The organism is Acinetobacter sp. WCHAc060025 (assembly GCF_004209355.1).
Lineage (GTDB): Bacteria > Pseudomonadota > Gammaproteobacteria > Pseudomonadales > Moraxellaceae > Acinetobacter > Acinetobacter wuhouensis.
Genome location: NZ_SGSX01000001.1, coordinates 1 through 17,727, shown reverse-complemented (window position 1 = coordinate 17,727; position 17,727 = coordinate 1). Strand labels below are relative to the sequence as shown.

Annotated in this window: 18 protein-coding genes; 9 read left to right on the top strand and 9 right to left on the bottom strand. The window is 39.1% G+C overall.

Annotation, left to right across the window (positions count from 1 at the left end; all coding sequences use genetic code 11):
• Positions 1–27: 27 nt before the first annotated feature.
• The 4 genes from mnmC to EXE09_RS00075 form a co-directional block, all read right to left on the bottom strand.
• Positions 28–2,004 (bottom strand): FAD-dependent 5-carboxymethylaminomethyl-2-thiouridine(34) oxidoreductase MnmC, encoded by a 1,977-nt coding sequence (gene mnmC / locus EXE09_RS00090; RefSeq protein ID WP_130115942.1) that lies wholly within the window; start codon positions 2,002–2,004, stop codon positions 28–30.
• Positions 2,005–2,351: 347 nt separating this feature from the next.
• Entirely contained in the window at positions 2,352–2,879 is a 528-nt protein-coding gene (locus tag EXE09_RS00085) for a hypothetical protein (protein ID WP_068973661.1), read from the bottom strand.
• Positions 2,880–2,883: 4 nt separating this feature from the next.
• Positions 2,884–3,186 carry a YciI family protein gene (locus tag EXE09_RS00080; RefSeq protein ID WP_068973660.1) on the bottom strand — a complete coding sequence of 101 codons (303 nt, stop codon included), beginning with the start codon at positions 3,184–3,186 and terminating at the stop codon, positions 2,884–2,886.
• A gap of 26 nt (positions 3,187–3,212) precedes the next feature.
• Positions 3,213–3,827 (bottom strand): septation protein IspZ, encoded by a 615-nt coding sequence (locus EXE09_RS00075; protein ID WP_068973659.1) that lies wholly within the window; start codon positions 3,825–3,827, stop codon positions 3,213–3,215.
• 45 nt (positions 3,828–3,872) lie between these two features.
• Between EXE09_RS00075 and EXE09_RS00070 the strand changes: the two genes are divergently transcribed.
• Positions 3,873–4,724 (top strand): PHP domain-containing protein, encoded by an 852-nt coding sequence (locus tag EXE09_RS00070; RefSeq protein WP_130115941.1) that lies wholly within the window; start codon positions 3,873–3,875, stop codon positions 4,722–4,724.
• Positions 4,725–5,203: 479 nt separating this feature from the next.
• Here EXE09_RS00070 and ybeY read toward each other — a convergent pair whose 3' ends face one another.
• From ybeY to miaB, 3 genes are read right to left on the bottom strand one after another with little or no spacing between them, the layout of a single operon-like run.
• Entirely contained in the window at positions 5,204–5,689 is a 486-nt protein-coding gene (gene ybeY / locus EXE09_RS00065) for an rRNA maturation RNase YbeY (RefSeq protein ID WP_130115940.1), read from the bottom strand.
• Positions 5,690–5,710: 21 nt separating this feature from the next.
• Positions 5,711–6,817, bottom strand: coding sequence for a PhoH family protein (locus tag EXE09_RS00060; protein WP_068973655.1), 1,107 nt, complete (start codon positions 6,815–6,817; stop codon positions 5,711–5,713).
• 38 nt (positions 6,818–6,855) lie between these two features.
• Entirely contained in the window at positions 6,856–8,310 is a 1,455-nt protein-coding gene (gene miaB / locus EXE09_RS00055; RefSeq protein ID WP_087552148.1) for a tRNA (N6-isopentenyl adenosine(37)-C2)-methylthiotransferase MiaB, read from the bottom strand.
• A 265-nt stretch (positions 8,311–8,575) separates the two neighbouring features.
• On the opposite strand from miaB, the gene EXE09_RS00050 reads away from it, so the two are divergent.
• The 5 genes from EXE09_RS00050 to EXE09_RS00030 all read left to right on the top strand — a co-directional run bounded on the left by EXE09_RS00050 (position 8,576) and on the right by EXE09_RS00030 (position 13,290).
• Positions 8,576–10,549, top strand: coding sequence for a lytic transglycosylase domain-containing protein (locus EXE09_RS00050; RefSeq protein ID WP_130115939.1), 1,974 nt, complete (start codon positions 8,576–8,578; stop codon positions 10,547–10,549).
• 35 nt (positions 10,550–10,584) lie between these two features.
• Complete coding sequence (locus EXE09_RS00045; RefSeq protein ID WP_130115938.1) at positions 10,585–11,244, top strand: ribonuclease T2 family protein; 660 nt, start codon at positions 10,585–10,587, stop codon at positions 11,242–11,244.
• A gap of 171 nt (positions 11,245–11,415) precedes the next feature.
• Positions 11,416–12,402: a malate dehydrogenase gene (locus EXE09_RS00040; protein ID WP_068973651.1), complete on the top strand. Its 987-nt coding sequence runs from the start codon at positions 11,416–11,418 to the stop codon at positions 12,400–12,402.
• 203 nt (positions 12,403–12,605) lie between these two features.
• A complete protein-coding gene (locus EXE09_RS00035; protein WP_068973650.1) occupies positions 12,606–12,842 on the top strand; it encodes a DUF2789 family protein in 237 nt (78 codons plus the stop codon).
• A 196-nt stretch (positions 12,843–13,038) separates the two neighbouring features.
• Positions 13,039–13,290 (top strand): DUF2789 family protein, encoded by a 252-nt coding sequence (locus EXE09_RS00030; RefSeq protein ID WP_068973649.1) that lies wholly within the window; start codon positions 13,039–13,041, stop codon positions 13,288–13,290.
• A 116-nt stretch (positions 13,291–13,406) separates the two neighbouring features.
• On the opposite strand, the gene EXE09_RS00025 is transcribed toward EXE09_RS00030, so the two are convergent.
• Entirely contained in the window at positions 13,407–13,934 is a 528-nt protein-coding gene (locus EXE09_RS00025; protein ID WP_068973648.1) for a hypothetical protein, read from the bottom strand.
• Between the two features lie 110 nt (positions 13,935–14,044).
• Positions 14,045–14,647, bottom strand: coding sequence for a 2OG-Fe(II) oxygenase (locus tag EXE09_RS00020; protein WP_087552146.1), 603 nt, complete (start codon positions 14,645–14,647; stop codon positions 14,045–14,047).
• 115 nt (positions 14,648–14,762) lie between these two features.
• Between EXE09_RS00020 and EXE09_RS00015 the strand changes: the two genes are divergently transcribed.
• The 3 genes from EXE09_RS00015 to EXE09_RS00005 all read left to right on the top strand — a co-directional run bounded on the left by EXE09_RS00015 (position 14,763) and on the right by EXE09_RS00005 (position 17,726).
• On the top strand, positions 14,763–15,620 hold the full coding sequence (locus tag EXE09_RS00015) for a 23S rRNA (adenine(2030)-N(6))-methyltransferase RlmJ (protein ID WP_068973646.1): 858 nt from the start codon (positions 14,763–14,765) through the stop codon (positions 15,618–15,620).
• Positions 15,621–15,773: 153 nt separating this feature from the next.
• On the top strand, positions 15,774–16,601 hold the full coding sequence (gene pssA / locus EXE09_RS00010; RefSeq protein ID WP_087552145.1) for a CDP-diacylglycerol--serine O-phosphatidyltransferase: 828 nt from the start codon (positions 15,774–15,776) through the stop codon (positions 16,599–16,601).
• 39 nt (positions 16,602–16,640) lie between these two features.
• Complete coding sequence (locus EXE09_RS00005; protein WP_130115937.1) at positions 16,641–17,726, top strand: DUF6670 family protein; 1,086 nt, start codon at positions 16,641–16,643, stop codon at positions 17,724–17,726.
• Position 17,727 lies beyond the last annotated feature (1 nt).

Sequence of the window (17,727 nt, the reverse complement as noted above, 5' to 3'; positions counted from 1 at the left end):
CGCTTTTTTATGGGTAACAATTTGGCATTATTCACTTGGTTTAAAATAAGGCTTCTTCGGTTTTACTTTCTTTTGAAAGCGTTTAGGGCTGAGTTTTTGTAATAAATCATTTGGAATTGGGCAAGCTTCGCCTAAAACTAAAGAAGCTAAAACTTCACTACATAAGGGCGCAAATAAGAAACCTTTAGAACCTAGCCCAGAAAATGTATAGATTTCACGCTCTTCTTCGACTTTTCCAAGCAATGGAAAATAATCCAAACTTTGCGCACGCACCGAAGCACGACCTTGCCACTCATTCACATTTGCTAGGTTTTCAGCGTATTGTGGAAAAACACTGTGGATAAGATCATAGTTATGCACATGGTCTTCAAGTAAGACTTCTGTATCATCACGATTTGGATAAAATGACGCGCCTAGAATGAGTTGTTGCTTATCCAATTGCATGCAATAACCACCATAGCTATAAGCATGTTGTTGATCTAAAGCATGATCTTGATTATTTACCCAACTGACTTGTCCACGAATAGGTTTTAAGATTGGAAAATTTGCAAAGAATTTTTTACTTTCTTTGGCACAGCAGACAATCACATGATCAAATGAGCCTAAAGCATCTTGTTGATGATTGAAAATTCGTAATTGATTATTTTCAAGTTGTTCAATTTTTTCAATTTCAGCATGTTGAAATTCAATTAACGCATGTTCAAGGATTTGATCTTTGAGTTGATGTGGATAAATAGAGCCTGCTTGAGTCAGTTGTAAACTTGAAAAAGTACTTTGAATATCTAATTCATTTTCCGTCTGTGCTTTGAGTAGACCTTGCGGATATTGTTCGGCTAATGCCAATAATTCTTCAGGATTTTTTTGTGCCAATTGATTGACTGAAATGGGGCGAAAAGCTTTGAAATTTTGATAATGGTTTAACGCATGTTGCCATGCCAAAGTCATTAAATGCTCAGAACTTTGTTCAATTGGGCAGAGTTTTGGATTGAGTAGGGCAAGTGGATTGCCAGATGCCCCTGATAATGGCGCTGATTGGTCGTAAATGGTGACTTTATGCCCACGTTGAGCCAATGCCCATGCACAACTCAATCCTGCGATTCCTGCGCCAATAATCGCAATTTGACGTTGTTTAGAATTATTCTGAATGTCAGTTTTATTTAAAGTTTTTTTTTGAGCCGTGGCTAAATCAATTTGCTGATGATTATGTTGCTCAATTTGCGTATTTTCAGATTCAAGAGCGCTATTTTCATCAACATTTAAATTGACGACTTCTGGTACATTCCAAACAGCTTTGAGCATTTCACGTTTATGTCCAAAACCACGTGGACGTGAAATAGATATACCATGTTGTTTTAAACCACGTTTAAGCACACCTGCAACACTAAACGATGCGAATGTAGTTCCAAGATCAGATAACCGCACAATATTATTTAAAACATTTTCTTCCCACATGTCAGGATTACAAGATGGGGCAAATCCATCTAAGAACCATGCATTCACAGGTGCTGTTTTGGGAATGATTGGGAAAACATCATGTGCATCGCCTAACCATAAATCAATGGAAAAGCGCTCTTTGGGAAAATTTAAGCGGTGACAACCTGCAATAGCTAAAGGATATTGCTCAATCAGTTGATCTGCTAAGGGTTTGAGTTCAGCCCATACATTTAAGGCGCGGATCAAATCCTCTTTAGATAGTGGAAATTTTTCTACACTGATGGCATGTAAATGGCTTTGGTTACTCGGTCGGACTTGTTGCCAGAGTTGCCACAGTGCAAGGATATTTAAGCCTGTACCAAAACCTGTTTCTCCCACGCTGAAATATTCAAAATCATTTAAAGCTGCAAGGCGAGTTTCAAGGTCATTACCACCCAAAAAAACATGTCGGGTTTCGAGTAGTCCATTGTCTTTGGAAAAATAGACATCACCAAATTGTTTAGAAATTGGAACTTCAATTCCATCAACACATTGCCAATCTAAATCGGCTGTTTGAATGGCTTGTGACAACGTAATGTACCTTGTGAAAAGTGGAATAAGAGGATTTAGAAACTTAAAATTCATCGAAATTTATAGTAATTAAAATCTCGACGGTGTCTTGCTTCTATTAAGCAAATTTCAGGATTAGCCTTCGGCTCGACCTACTTTTGTTTCGGGAAAATGAGAAGTAAAACTTCGCAAGAAAACCACCTTGCGGAGCGTTGCTCCTCACCGACAAAACTCGTTCACTTGTATCTTTTGAGTAAGTACATCGCAAAAACATTGGATGACTAATTGAGTCTTGTCTCAGACACATTGCGGATGACACTTCCGAGTATCAAATAACAGTTTGAAGTCATCGGGGCGTTATTAATAAATTACCACTGACGACGACGTTTGGTATAGATATAACTTGCGATTAAAAAGCCGAGTAGTACACCAACAGCAATGGTGGCTGCGCCGTATAGAAACATTTGCGCACTTTGTTCACTTTGTAAAACTTGAACTTGTACACCAAGATTGTCATTTTTCAATTGTAATTCTTGGTTTTGTGATAAGGCTTCTAAATTGGCTTTTTCAAGTTGTTGTAAACGTGTCGCTTGGTCTTTTACCAGTGCTTTCACATTGGCTTCTTGAGATGCTTTCTCTTTGGCAATCTGTTCAGCAGTTAAAGGCTTATTTTCTTGTGTCTGAGCTTGCGTTTGATTTGCATGTGCACCCGCTACCGCAGGGATAATACTCGGTTTTTGAGCGGCAACAGGTGGGTTCGCCTGAGGTGGAGGCGTTGCAGTCGTTGCTTGAGTTGTTTGTGGGCTGGTTTGATTTGGTTCAGCCCATGCAACAGCAGGTAAAAGTAGAGAAGTACTTAATGTTAGGCTCAATAAGCTTTGGACGACAACGCGCATTCTATTATCCCTTAGGCAATGCTTTATTGAATGGTTTAACATCAATATGGCTATAAATGCCTTCTTTAAGGAAAGGTTCTTCTTGTAGCCAAGCATCTAATTCTTCACGGCTATCAAAATCGAGAATCAAAGTACTGCCATAAAAACCCGCTTGTGGGTTTTCACGATCTTTCGGCATCGCACCTGCAACAATTACACGACCTTCAGCATCTAACTTTTCTAAACGTGCTAAATGTTGAGGGCGAGTTGCAAGACGTTTTTCTACTGTACCTTCTTGATCAGTACAAGTAACTACAAATAATGGCATGATAATTCTCGATTTTTCTAAACACACTAGTCTTCAGATGACTTGAAGTGTTTCCGTAAAATAATAAACTGGATAATGATAAAGGAAAACATCACGATCATGTCACCAAATGCGGTAAATTCGCCCCAATATTTTCCATCAGCAAATAAAAATGCAAAGAAAATATGTAAGCAAGACATCACGATGAACATGGCAGCCCAAGCAAAGTTGAGATTTTTCCAACCTTTTTCGCTGAGGTTTAATACTGGACCAAATAATCGTTGAATCAATGGCTTTTTCTCTTTACCAAAATAAGGTGAAAGTAAGAAAGCACCAGCAAAGGCTAAGTTTAAAATGGCAGCTTTAAGGCGAATATAGAAGTCATCACTTAACATCAGTGTGATGCCACCAAAGATCACCGTCATAAACAGAACCAGCCATTGTTGCTTGTCTAAACGGAATTTTTGGAATACAAATAAAGCACCATATACCACAAGCATGGAAATAATTAGACCTGTTGTAGCAACAAGAATATTATTGTTATTAACACCACCTGCTGAGCCGATCAGTTGCAATAATGGATGATCAGTATTTTTTGGATCAACCGTCTTATATAAATAAAAGAAAATTATGAGGGGCACAAAGTCTAAAAGTGCTTTCATGTTAAAGTATCTTAGCCAGTTCAGGTTGATGGGATAGTATAAAAGATGCAAGGCGTAGATTTACATACTCACAGTAATATTTCTGATGGAACCATGACACCGATGTTATTGGTTGAGGCGGCCATCGAGAAAGGCATTCATACACTTGCTCTTACGGACCACGATAGCATGGATGGCTTAATAGAAGCTGAACAATTTGCAAAAAATCAACCAATTCAAATCATTTCTGGTGTAGAGATCTCTAGCCAATGGTCTAGACCTGCAACTAAAAAGAGCTATGGTGTGCATATTGTCGCGCTGAACATGCAAAATCCTGAACCTTTGCAACGTCTTTTAGCTCAACAAAAGAAAATCCGCGCTGAACGTGCCAAGCAAATTTGTGATTTATTGATTCCTTTAATTCATCAAGATATTTATGCTGATGTGGTGGCAAAAGTAGATGGTGAGCCTGATCGGATTACCCGTACTCATATTGCCAAAACTTTAGTTGAAAAGGGAATTGTGCAACGCGCACAGTCGGCTTTTGATAAATATATTAAAGAAGGCAAAAAAGCTTATGTGAAGTTTGATGGTTTGGGTTTAGAAGAAACCATTAAAGTTATTCATGAAAGTCAGGGTTTTGCTGTATTAGCACATCCAACACGTTATGATTTGTCTGCAACCAATGTGCGTTATTTGATTGAAATATTTGCACAATATGGTGGTGATGCAGTCGAGCTGCCACCTGCAATTGAACCTGCTTCTACACGGCAAATGGTCGATCGGATGATTGCTGAGTTTGGTTTGAAAGTTTCTGTAGGAAGTGATTTTCACGGGGATAATATGCCTTGGATTAAACTTGGAAATATTCCGCGAGTGAAAGAAGGACAGGTGGGGATTTGGGAAAGTTTTCGGTGATGGTTTATGTTGATTTAGATTTTTTCACTTAAGTTCATTTTTAATTCTCATAAATCCTCTCCCTAGCCCTCTCCTTTTTAAAGGAGAGGGCTAGGGAGAGGATTTATAGGAAAAGTTCATCCTCTTATGAAATCTAGTCTTATCCCTAAGCGATATATGGCGTAAGAGAAGCAATTTCCAATACGTTTTTAAATATATTTGAATCTAAAATTTTCAGGCTTATACAAGAATTTGATAGTTCATGTTAATTCATTACATATAGAAAGTATTTGGTTTAGATAATATCAGTCAGTTAAGAATTCTTTAAATCCTCCCCAACCCTCCTTTGAAAAAGGAGGGAGCTTCCATTACTAAAATTGTTTTAGTTACAGTAAGTTCCCCCCCCCCTCTTTTCCTTGCGCCATATATGGCTTAGGGCTAGGGAGAAGATTTATATAAAAAATCCCTCAATTTTGAGGGATTCATTTTGGATTAAACAATCAATCTTCTTTCACAGTATATGGATTCTCAAAACCTAATTTTTTCAAAATTTCGATTTCCAACGCTTCCATTTCCTCAGCATCTTCTTCTGAAGTTTCATGATCATAGCCCATCAAATGCAAGGTGCCATGTACCAACATATGGGTAAAATGTTCAATTGGGGTTTTCTGTTGCTCAATCGCTTCTTGTAAAACCACAGGAATACAAATCACCAAATCCCCAATCGGGAATGTATCTAAGATTTGCGCCATTTCATCAGGTAAATCACTTGGGAAAGACAACACATTGGTTGGCTTGTCTTTTTTACGATATTCCAAATTCAATTTATGACTTTCATCATTATCGACACACGCGATTCCGATTTCACAATCACTTTGTGTGTCGATATGACGCAATGTGGTTTCAATGACTTTTTTCAAATAAGCACGTTTGAGCACCAATTCAGGTGCTTCAAACGATTGTTGTAACGATAGGCTGAGTTTCAAAACCAATCCTTCATGTCAAACTTAAGCATGATCTTGATCGGTCGCAGGCTCTTGATGTTGAGCATCAGCAGCCGAATCATTCTCTGCAATGAGTGCTTCCTGACGTGCTTTGCGTTCAGCACGTGCTTCAGCGGTTAAACGATGTTGCTCACTGTCCCAACCCTCATAAGCTTCGACAATTTTTTGTACCAACTGGTGACGAACCACGTCACGAGAGTGGAAGCGAGTAATGTGAATTTCTTTGATTTTCTCAATGATCCGCAATGCATGTGCAAGCCCAGATTGCTGACCACGCGGTAAATCGACCTGAGTAATATCACCTGTAATCACGGCACGAGAACCAAAGCCTAAACGCGTTAAGAACATCTTCATTTGTTCAGGTGTGGTGTTTTGTGCTTCATCCAAAATCACGAAAGAATGATTCAGTGTACGACCACGCATATAGGCAAGTGGCGCAACTTCAATCACTTGACGCTCAATCAATTTTGCCACTTTTTCAAACCCCAACATTTCATACAAGGCATCATAAAGTGGACGTAAATACGGATCAATTTTTTGACTCAAATCACCTGGTAAAAATCCAAGTTTTTCACCTGCTTCAACAGCAGGGCGAACCAAGAGAATTCGTTGAATTTCATTACGTTCGAGCATATCTACAGCAGCTGCGACGGCAAGATAGGTTTTACCTGTACCCGCAGGGCCGATCCCGAAAGAAATGTCACTTTGTAAAATACGCTGCACGTAGCGTTTTTGATTTGCACCACGTGGATTGATACGACCTTTACGGGTTTGTAGCCAAACATCGTTTAGCCCCGTATGTTCATTATCCGAAAGATCTTCTTGAATTTCTCGGTCAGTTTGACTGCCTTGAATGAGGAGGTGAATGGTATCTGCGCTGACTTGAGGTGTGAACTCAGCTTCAGCATGTAAGCGCTGCAATAAACTTTCAGCTCTCTCAACAGCTTCTATATCTCCATCGATATAAAAGCTGTCACCACGGTGAGAAATACTGACTTCTAAACGTTGTTCGATTTGTTTCAGATGACCGTTATAAGCACCCAACATGCTTTTTAAACGTTCAACTGAAATACCCGGAAAAGCTACTGTACGTCGAATCGCTGCAGTCAAGAGATATCCTTTTTATAAATAAAGTCTATACCCTTACATTACGCCACGTCAGGCTCAAGATTCAAGAGTTCTCCGTAAACTAAATTTAGGGTCTTAATCTCTGTAATCTCAATCTCTGCAAAGCGTCCGACCCAAGCGGCGTCACCTACAAATGTTACTAAACGTGTATTGTCCGCTGTTCCAACCAATAAATTCGGATCTTTATTGGAAACATTCTCGATCAAGACACGTTGAATCGTACCAAGCATCGCATCTGTTTTTTCAATACTGGATTGTTTTATCCATTGTTGAACTTTAGCTAAACGCTCTTTCTTCACATCTTCAGGTGTGCTGTCTGGTAATTCAGATGCTGGCGTGCCTGGACGTTTTGAATAGATGAAACTATAAGAGTGATCGAAATCTAAATCTTGGATAAATTGATAAGTTTCAGCAAAGTTTTCATCTGTTTCACCAGGGAAACCGATGATGAAGTCTGAAGATAAATGCATATCTGGACGAACTTTACGAAGTTTGGCAATTTTTTCAATATAAACATCAATGGTGTGATTACGTTTCATCGCTTGTAACACATCATTTGAACCGCTTTGTACAGGTAAATGAAGATGTGAAACCATTTGCGGTAAATCACGATAGCATTGAATTAAATCATCATTAAATTCAAGTGGATGTGATGTTGTGTAGCGTAAACGACCAATTCCAGGAATTTCTGCGACTAAACGAAGTAAGTCTGCAAAAGTACAGATTTCACCTTCAAAAGTTTCACCACGGTAGCCATTGACGTTTTGACCGAGTAGGCTAATTTCACGTACACCTTTTTCAGCCAAACCAGCGATTTCAGCTAAAACGTCATCGAGAGGGCGAGAAACTTCTTCACCACGTGTATATGGAACAACACAGAAAGAGCAGTATTTTGAACAACCTTCCATGATGGAAACAAAGGCTTTATAACCTTCAACACGTGGCTCAGGTAAGAAGTCGAATTTTTCAATATCTGGGAATGAAATATCCACCAGTTTGATTTTTTCTTTTTTCGGCTTCTCAATTTGTTCAACGTGTTGATCAAGCATTTGTGGTAAACGGTGTAAAGTTTGTGGGCCAAAAACCATGTCCACATAAGGCGCACGTTTTTGAATGTTGTCACCTTCTTGAGAAGCAACACAACCACCGACACCGATCACTAAGTCTGGATTTTGTTCTTTTAGTTTGCGCCAGCGACCCAATTCAGAAAACACTTTTTCTTGAGCTTTTTCACGAATTGAACAGGTATTCATCAGTAGAATATCTGCATCTTTAGGGTCAGTGGTCAGTACATATCCGTGTGAGTCGCCTAAAAGGTCTGCCATACGATGACTGTCATACTCATTCATCTGACACCCTTGTGTCTCGATATACAGTTTTTTGACTGCACCGTCGACAGGGGTGTGCTGTGGCTGGGTTACAGTGTTTTCTGAGGCAGCTTTGGCACCATTGGGGATGAAGGTTTGAACCGTCATGGAGGCGTTTATCCTATGAAAAAGGGAATTTGGAACTTTATATAGAACCTGATTTTATCAGACTCATAAAAAGCGCGCTATTTTACAGTATTTAAATCAAACTCAGGGAAATATTTACGTCTGGTGATTTTTTAGGTGAAAATATGGATGAAAAATAGAGAAAATTATTAATGGCGAATCATAAGGTTACATAACACAACAGTAGAAATGAATTAGAATAACTAAACTAGTCACAAATCAGTGCGTCAGTAAGTTAAGGCATGTCATGCAGGTTGAGAGAAAAACGGTGTTAAAGCAACAACTTAATCAGAATAAATTAAAAGCTTACCTTTTAGGAATAATCGCGTGTACAGGTGTGCAGGTGACGCAAGCTGCTGAAGAAGATTTTAATAGTGCATTACGTAATGCCAATAGTCCAAGTGCATTGGAACAATATCGCTATAGCATGCAGAATGACGCACTCGGTTACTATCCAGAATATTGGTCACTAAATTCCAATCTCGCATTCCAACCTGCGTCAAATATTGTGAACTTTGCAAAACGCTATCCTCAATCTGCAATGGCTGAAAAATTAGCAGCAGATTATGTTGAGGAAAAAGTCAAACAAGCTGATTACGCAACGGCTCAACCTGTATTGGCTTATGTGACCAATCCAGATCAAGCGGAACGCTGTGCGGTTGCCCAAGTTCGTGCTCGAACAGGTGATTCATTGGTTTTTGCTGAATTTAAAGATGTCTGGTTGACCACAAGCTCGCAACCTGAGTCTTGTAATGGTTTGGGACGAATGATGTTGTCTAGTCCGTTAATGACGACACAAGACCGTCAACAGCGTCTATATGCACAATTACGAGCAGGGCAGTCTGGACAAGCGATTGCAACGGCACAGAGCTTAGGGATTAACTTATCATTAAGCCAACTCAATCAAATCCAAGCCAGTCCACTGAATTATTTATGGTCAGCGCCAAAAGCTAATGTTCAGGATTATGCTTATTTGGTGTATGCACTTGGACGTGCTGCAGATACTGATTTGACCAGTACTTTACAGTCTATGCCAAAACTGGTGCAGGACGTTCCTGCCGATGTGCAGAAGTATTTGTATCGTACTGTGGGATATATCGGTGGTACAACGGTCATGAAAAATAACTTCAACCGTGAAGTGCTACAAAACTTTGATGCCAGTTATGGTGCGCCATTCAGTAGTGAAGAGTCAGAAGTGTATGCACGACAAGCCATTCGATTTGGGGCTTGGGAAAGTGTGATTCGCGCGATTGACAGTATGAGTGTGACGCAAAAGCAAGAAGACCGTTGGCAATATTGGTTGGCACGTGCTTCTGAGCAACGCAATGATGCTCAATCGAAAAAAGCAGCCAATGAAATTTATCAGCGTTTAGCCATGTCAGGTGATGACTATCATAATCTGTTGGCAAAAGATCACTTGGGGCAAAAATATAGTGCTAACCCTGCCAAAGAACAGCCATCAGTAGATGATCAGCAACGTTTAAATCAAGACATTCATTTCCGTCGTGCATTTGCCTTGCGTAATATTAATGCACCTGCGACGTATACCAATCGTGAATGGAATTGGGCTGTACGCCAAGCGTATTTAAAACACGATGACGGATTGCTTTTAGCGGCATCGAAACGTGCGACGGATATGGGGTGGTATGACCGTGCGATTTACGCTGCTGAACGCACAGAGAAAAAGCACAACTATAATTATCGCTATGCAACGCCACACCAAAGTTTAGTGGTCAGCCATAGTCGAAATGCGGGCATTGATCCAGCTTGGGCATATGGCTTAATGCGTCAGGAAAGTCGTTTTGTTACGGCAGCACGCTCTCATGTGGGTGCAGGTGGTTTGATGCAAATTATGCCTGGCACAGCAAAGTTGGTTGCCCGACAAATGGGGGAAACTTATAACCCAGCTGCATTAAGCGATGCAAATACCAATATTCGTTATGGCACATTCTATTTATCCATGATTCATGGTCAGTTGAGTAGCAATCCTGTTTTGGCAACCGCAGGTTATAATGCAGGACCAAACCGAGCTAAGCGTTGGCAGCCTGACTATCAAAATCTTTCAGCGGATCAATATACTGAATCGATTCCACTCAATGAAACACGTGACTACGTGAAGAATGTGATGACCAATGCAGCACATTACGGAATTTTACTTGGACAAGGGCCTCAAGCGATTGAAAGTCGTATGCCTATTATTCCAACTCGAGTATCACAGTAAAAATTGGATCAAGTCAGCGTTTTATTGGTAAGTAAATGAATTTGAGTATTTTGCGTAAATTGAAAAAATCTTGCATGGCATGGGTTTTAGGCTGTGCAGGATTCTTTTTGTTTAATGTGCCGTTACATGCTGCACCGCAAATACAAGGCTATGTGATGCAGGTTCAATTAACGCCTGCGGTTTGTGCATTAGACTCGACTAAACAAAAGCAGCGTAAATGTTTAGAAGGTTATTCACTCACGATTACTGGGCTATTGCCTGAAACGACTGAGCGAAATTGTTCAACCAATAGTTCTGCAAGTTTGTCACCATTACAGGCTAAAGTTGTTGCACGTGTCATGCCTGAAGAAAATGCACGTGTGCAATTGTGGCGCACCGTGGGCGGTTGCGTACCGATGAATGCAGCACAATATTTTAGAACAGTGATTAATTTAGCAGATAAGCTAAAAGTGCCGACAGAGTTGACCAGTGCAGAAAATAAAAATGTGCAACATCATGCATTGAAGTCTCAGATTGTGCGTTTGAATCCAGGTATGAACAGTGAAAGTATCCGTTTTACCTGCCAAAGTTATGCGTCAAACCCAGTATTGACCGAGGTGCAAGTGTGTTATCGGGTCAATGGTCAGTATAAACAATGTTCAAACCACATCGTGTCAAATTGCCCGAATACATTCTCGATCAAAGGGACATATTAGGTCTTTCAACAGATTTTATTCATATTTCCTATCATACTTTTGTTGAAATTCATTCTCTTTTACATGCAAGTGTCAAAGGATTGGAGTACAATCTTTGCCGTTTATGATAATTCGATTAAAACGGATTCAACCGTTTAGTCACATTAACGATCCTCAATTGGAGATAATTACATGAAGCAAGCAGTTCGTGTTGCCGTTACTGGCGCTGCAGGTCAAATCGGTTACAGCTTATTATTCCGTATCGCTAGTGGTGAAATGCTTGGTAAAGACCAACCAGTTATCCTTCAATTATTAGAAGTTCCATTTGAAAAAGCTCAAGCTGCGCTTAAAGGCGTAATGATGGAATTAGACGACTGTGCATTCCCATTATTAGAAGGCATGATCGGTACTGATGATCCTAAAGTTGCATTCAAAGATGCTGACTATGCACTTTTAGTTGGTTCACGTCCACGTGGTCCTGGTATGGAACGTGCTGAACTACTTAAAGTAAACGGTGAAATCTTCATCGGTCAAGGTCAAGCGCTTAACGAAGTTGCGAGCCGTGACGTTAAAGTTCTTGTTGTAGGTAACCCTGCAAACACTAACGCTTACATCGCAATGAAATCTGCGCCAGATCTTCCAGCGAAAAACTTCACAGCAATGTTACGTCTTGACCACAACCGTGCGTTAACTCAACTTGCTCAAAAAGCGGGTGTTGCAGTTTCTGACATCGAAACGATGACTGTTTGGGGTAACCACTCTCCAACAATGTATGCTGACTACCGTTTTGCAACAGTAAACGGCGAAAGCTTAAAAGACAAAATCAACGATGCTGACTGGAATGCAAACGTATTCCTTCCAACTGTTGGTAAACGTGGTGCTGCAATCATCGAAGCACGTGGTTTATCTTCAGCTGCGTCTGCTGCAAATGCTGCAATCGATCACATGCGTGATTGGGCGCTTGGCACAAACGGCAAATGGGTAACTATGGGTATTCCTTCTGACGGTTCTTATGGTATCCCTGAAGGCGTAATGTTCGGTTTCCCTGTAACTTGTGAAAATGGCGAATACAAAATCGTTCAAGGTCTTGAAATCGACGAATTCAGCCGTGAACGTATCAACGTTACACTTGATGAGTTAGAAGGCGAACGTGCAGCAGTTGCTGACATGGTTAAATAATTGAATTTTTAAGATCACTGATCTTTTAGATTGAATTGAAGAAGCACTCCATTTTGGGGTGCTTTTTTTATGGAAACTTATTGACGAAATGATTAACAAACAATAACAAGAACAATGCAAGATTGAGCTGAATTTAGAATGAAAAACAGTTAGTTTTAAACTTATTATCGTACTTTTAACAATAAGGAATAGAGGGAAATAAAATGTTTGATGAACAACCGACACTCAAATTATTATTTGATCAGTTAGGATTGGATTCTGATCAGGCTTCAATCGATCAGTTTGTGGAAAGTCATCAATTATCAAAAGGCGTCATGATGCATGAGGCAGATTTTTGGAATGATTCACAGCGCGATTTTATAGCCAGCCATTGGCGTAAAGATGATGATTGGTCTTTGGTGATTGATGAGTTGAGTGAATTATTGTCACATAAACCATAGAATTTATTGGGAATGTGTTCTATATCAAATAATGATTGAAATTTAATCACAAATTGAAACAACAAAAAATAGCTGCGAGGCTATTTTTTTTATCTGAATTCTTATAAGTTAGTTGTATAAGTAAATACAATTTTTTTGATATAAATTTCACAATGATTAAATGACAGAGATTTAACCGAGGGAGGGCAGGAAGCTCATGAATAAACAACCATCTTTAGCCTTATTATTTTCTCAGCTCGGTTTGGCAAATAGTCCTGCTGCAATTGAGCTTTATGTCCGGACTCACCAATTAACCGCAAATCAAAATTTGCATGACGCACCATTCTGGAATAAATCACAGCGCGATTTTTTAATCAGTCATTTGGTTCAAGATGACGATTGGTCGATGTGGATTGATGAACTTAATCAACAATTACACATGGATGCTTATAAGTTACAAATGGCTTAAATTTTCCTTCCCCCAGAGCAACAAAAAAGATGGTCACTCAAGTTATTGGATGACCATCTTTTCTATATTAATTCAAATGTTGGTTTTAACTTTGTACAAGCCTGTGTAGGCTGTACTCAATGCAACTTATTTTGAACCATTTGCGTGAACCAAGTTTCATTACGTACAGGTTTTAAAGCAGGGTGTTGTCTTAACAAGACCAGATCAAAATCAGCTGTCGCCATATATTTTTTGAGCCAGTGTCGTGTCAATGACAATTCATTTTTACTCACAGAAGCATAAGCAAGCATGAAATAAATATCAGCACTTTCATGTTGTGTCATCGGCTTTAAAATTTGCTGTGTGATCAATGCATAACGAACTTCTTTGGTCAGTTCAAAATAGATCATATAGGCTTTGGCTAAATGTAAAGACAAATTCACATACAAAGACATCGGCATTTCTTCATATTCAACACGTGCAGTTTCGAGTAACACGATGGCTTCTTGAAGAAAATGAATTTGCTCTTGTTTGGAGTTGCTTTGTTCGACCAATTGTAAACGTAAGTCACCACGTTCAAGCGCCAACTCAGGTGTATTGCCTGACAAATACAATTGATCCGTTTCGCCAATACGTGAAATGATTTGTTTTGTATTATCAAACATGTGCTGAATCCTCTTAATTTCTACACTCTATTATGAGGTCGATTGGCTAAATTTAAAGTGAGATAAATCGCGATACAGCGTTGCACTTTTAGATTGAAGATAGTGTCCAACTACAACAGACCATTATCGCTTCTGAGCCATGCCGTGATCGACAGCCGCTGATGTTTTGCTTCTATGACTTCATGGAGTAGATCGCTTTGAAACATGGCTATACGATTAGGTTTTGGTTCAATGAAATGCCAAATGTTATTTTTATCTTGTAAGTGTAGTTTGCCACCCCAGTCATCTTGCCATTGTTCATGTAAATAATACACAGCGGAAATCATTCTGCCATTTTTACCTTGTGGGTTATCACGATGTAAGGCATAAAATTCACCTGCGTTATAACAGGCAAAATGTGCTTCTACATCTTTGATTCCTAGATAAAAGGCACGATTTAAACTTTGCGAAAGTTGGAATAGAGCTTGAATATGCTGTTGTGCAATGGCTAAATTTTCATTAATCCATAGAATATGATCACTGCGAATATTACTCACAACACCATTTTGAATCGCTGCATCACGAAATTCATTTAAATGTGATGTACACTCTTTAACCAATTGATGTACGTATTCTAAAGAATAGGCATGATCAATAATGGTAAATCCATGTTGATCTAAATCATCAAGAATTTGATCAACATTCCAAGACTTTGGGACAAGAGACGCTTCCATAAATGACCAAAAATAACCGAATAAAATAAGCTTGTTATTTTAGAACAAACGATGGGCAGTGAAGAAACATTTTTTCGTGTTAAAATATGCGTTGAACTCAGGAATTAATCGAAACATGAATTACCGTCACCATTTCCATGCAGGCAACTTTGCCGATGTCATGAAACATGTGTTATTGCTGCAACTTTTGACACGTCTCAATGCTAAAGACAAACCATATCGCTATATAGATACACATGGTGGTGCGGGTAAATATGACTTATCTACCTCTGAAGCGCAAAAGTCAGGTGAGTTTTTAACAGGGATTCATCGCCTTGTTAAACTCGATGATTCAATTAAGCGTAATGCGCCTGAAGGTGTAAAACAATATCTCAAAATTGTTGAAGATATGCGTGCAGGTTCAGGCAAAGGTGCTTATCCTGGTTCGCCGTGGTTTGCCATCGAAGCGATGCGTGATATTGATAAGGCGACTATTTTTGAAATGCAACGTGATGTGTTTCAACAACTTTATTTTAATATTCGTGATAAACGTGCGGGCTTGCATGAGCGTGATGCTTATGAAGGTCTTTTAGGTGTAATTCCACCAAAAGAAAAACGTGGTTTGGTGATGATCGATCCACCGTACGAAGTCGAGCGTAAGGATTTTCCACAATTGGTTGAATTGATCGTGGCAGCCTATAAAAAATGGCCAACAGGTGTCTTTGCGATTTGGTACCCAATCAAAGACCGTGCGATGATTGAACGCTTTGAAAAGAAAATGTTTAAAACAGGTATTCGCCGTCAGTTGGTCTGTGAAGTCTGTGTATGGCCTGATGACACGCCAGTAGGTTTAAATGGTTGTGGACTATTGGTGATCAACCCACCTTGGAAATTCTCTGAAGATGCGGATGAAGCATTGCAATGGTTATTCCCACATTTGCGTATGAGTGAAAATGGTGGGCATGCGGCAGTGCGTTGGTTAGTTGGAGAATAAAGCATTCTGTTGAACATGCCGTGGATGATGTGAATTACAATTTCAGACCAAATAAATGAAGTAATTCATGTCATTTTCACTTAAAAATGAATGTAGTAAATCAATTCGGTAGAATATCAACAGCTCGCTTAGAGCCATAGATAGGATTTTAAAATGACAAATATAAATAAACCAGAAAGTCCAAACTCTTCTCATCAAGACCCAGGATATGATGGCATCACATTTGAGGTTGAAGAAGAAGAGCATACGCATGAAGGGCAGAAGGTGAAACGTCGCGGAATCTATTTGTGGCCAAATTTAATTACCACTTCAGCATTGTTGTCGGGATTCTACTCGATTATTGCCAGTATGAATGGTGATTATACTCAGGCAATTTATGCGATTTTTATCGCTGCACTGCTTGATGGTTTGGATGGGCGAGTTGCACGTGCGATAGGCGCACAAAGTGCTTTTGGTGAGCAATTCGATTCGTTATCAGATTTATTGGCTTTTGGTGTTGCACCTGCGATCCTGATGTATAGTTGGAGTTTACATGATTTAGGTCGTATCGGATTGGCGGCCTGTTTTGTCTATACTGCATGTGCTGCATTCCGTTTAGCCCGTTTCAATGTGCAAATCGGTGTAGTCGATAAGCGTTATTTTATTGGCGTTGCTAGTCCATTGGCTGCGGTTATGATTATTTCATTGGTTTGGGTAGGTCGAGATTTTCCTTATATTTTTGACCTAAAAGATATTACGATTCAATCAATTAATGCTGCGATTATTATTGCTGTGGGTTTGTTGATGATTTCAAATATCAAATACTATTCATTTAAAACTGTAGACCGTAAACGAGTTCCTTTTTTTGTATTACCAATCGCTGTTTTTATCCTTGCTGCGATGACCTATAATATTCCTGTAGGTATTCTGGTGATTTCAGTTATCTATGCGATTTCTGGTTTTGTAACGACTTTTCTTGCACGTAAAAATACGGTTGCATAAGATGAGCTAAATAAAAATGAAAATGGTGAGGAGCTTGATATGCGGTTGTTTCAAGATTTCTTAGATCAGTCTAGGCAACTGAATCAAGCTCAAAAACCTATAGAATTACAATATCATCCACCGAAAGATAAATATAAAATCATTCACCAAAAATTGGTCATTACAGATCTTCCTGCGCCATTACATTATTTCAACTTCTTTAGCTTTATGGGTCAGCCTAATAGCGCAGTTTTTTGCAACCAAAGTGAAGTTTCGACAAGCGCATTAGATACGGCAACAGTTTTGGTGAGTTCTAGTCCGCATATGGTTGGACAACTCAATTCATATTCAATAAAAAATGATTGTCAGTTTTCCAATGATGAAAATCATCAAGTGAGTTTTGGGTTTGGACAAAAAGAAAAGCTATTTGGAAAATTACCAAGTTTTGAAATTCAAAGACAAGATGATGAACTTAGTTTTAATTTAAAAGTGACTACCATGCCTCTGGTTTCATATTTTAGCTATTTAAAATTTGGGTTTGCAGAGCATTGGTCTTTGCTAGCACATTGCGAGGGCACGATTCAATTTAAACAGGAAAAATATCAAATTCAACAAATGGGTGCTTTTGAATATTTGAGAATGGTGAACTTTCCTTATCTTCCACATGCTTTATATGTCTATCAACTTGTGCAACTCAGCGAAGACTTACAAATGATCTGTATGCATAGTCGTGATCAAATGAACAGTATTTTATATTCACGAATTTATTTACGTGATGCTCAGAATAATCAAATGACGATGCTAGATAAGAAAGCGCATTTTAATATTGATCGAGTCTTTCCTAAAGTTAAAACGCCAAACCAACAAGAAATGTACTTGCCACGTGAGTTTGGGTGGCAATATCAAGATGAAAATATTCAAATCAATCTAGAAGCGCAAAGTCGTGGCGATTATAAATTTGGTTTAGGTGCAGGCTATGTCGGTAGCTTTAGTTATCAACTTCAAATTAATGAAGACCTATATCAAGGCGAAAGTGGTTATTGTGAATACATCGATTGCCGACCTTTAAAGTGGCAAGAAATAGATAAAGAGAATAAAGCTTTTAATAAATCTGCAAACCCTGCCCTAATTATGCTTAAAAAATAGC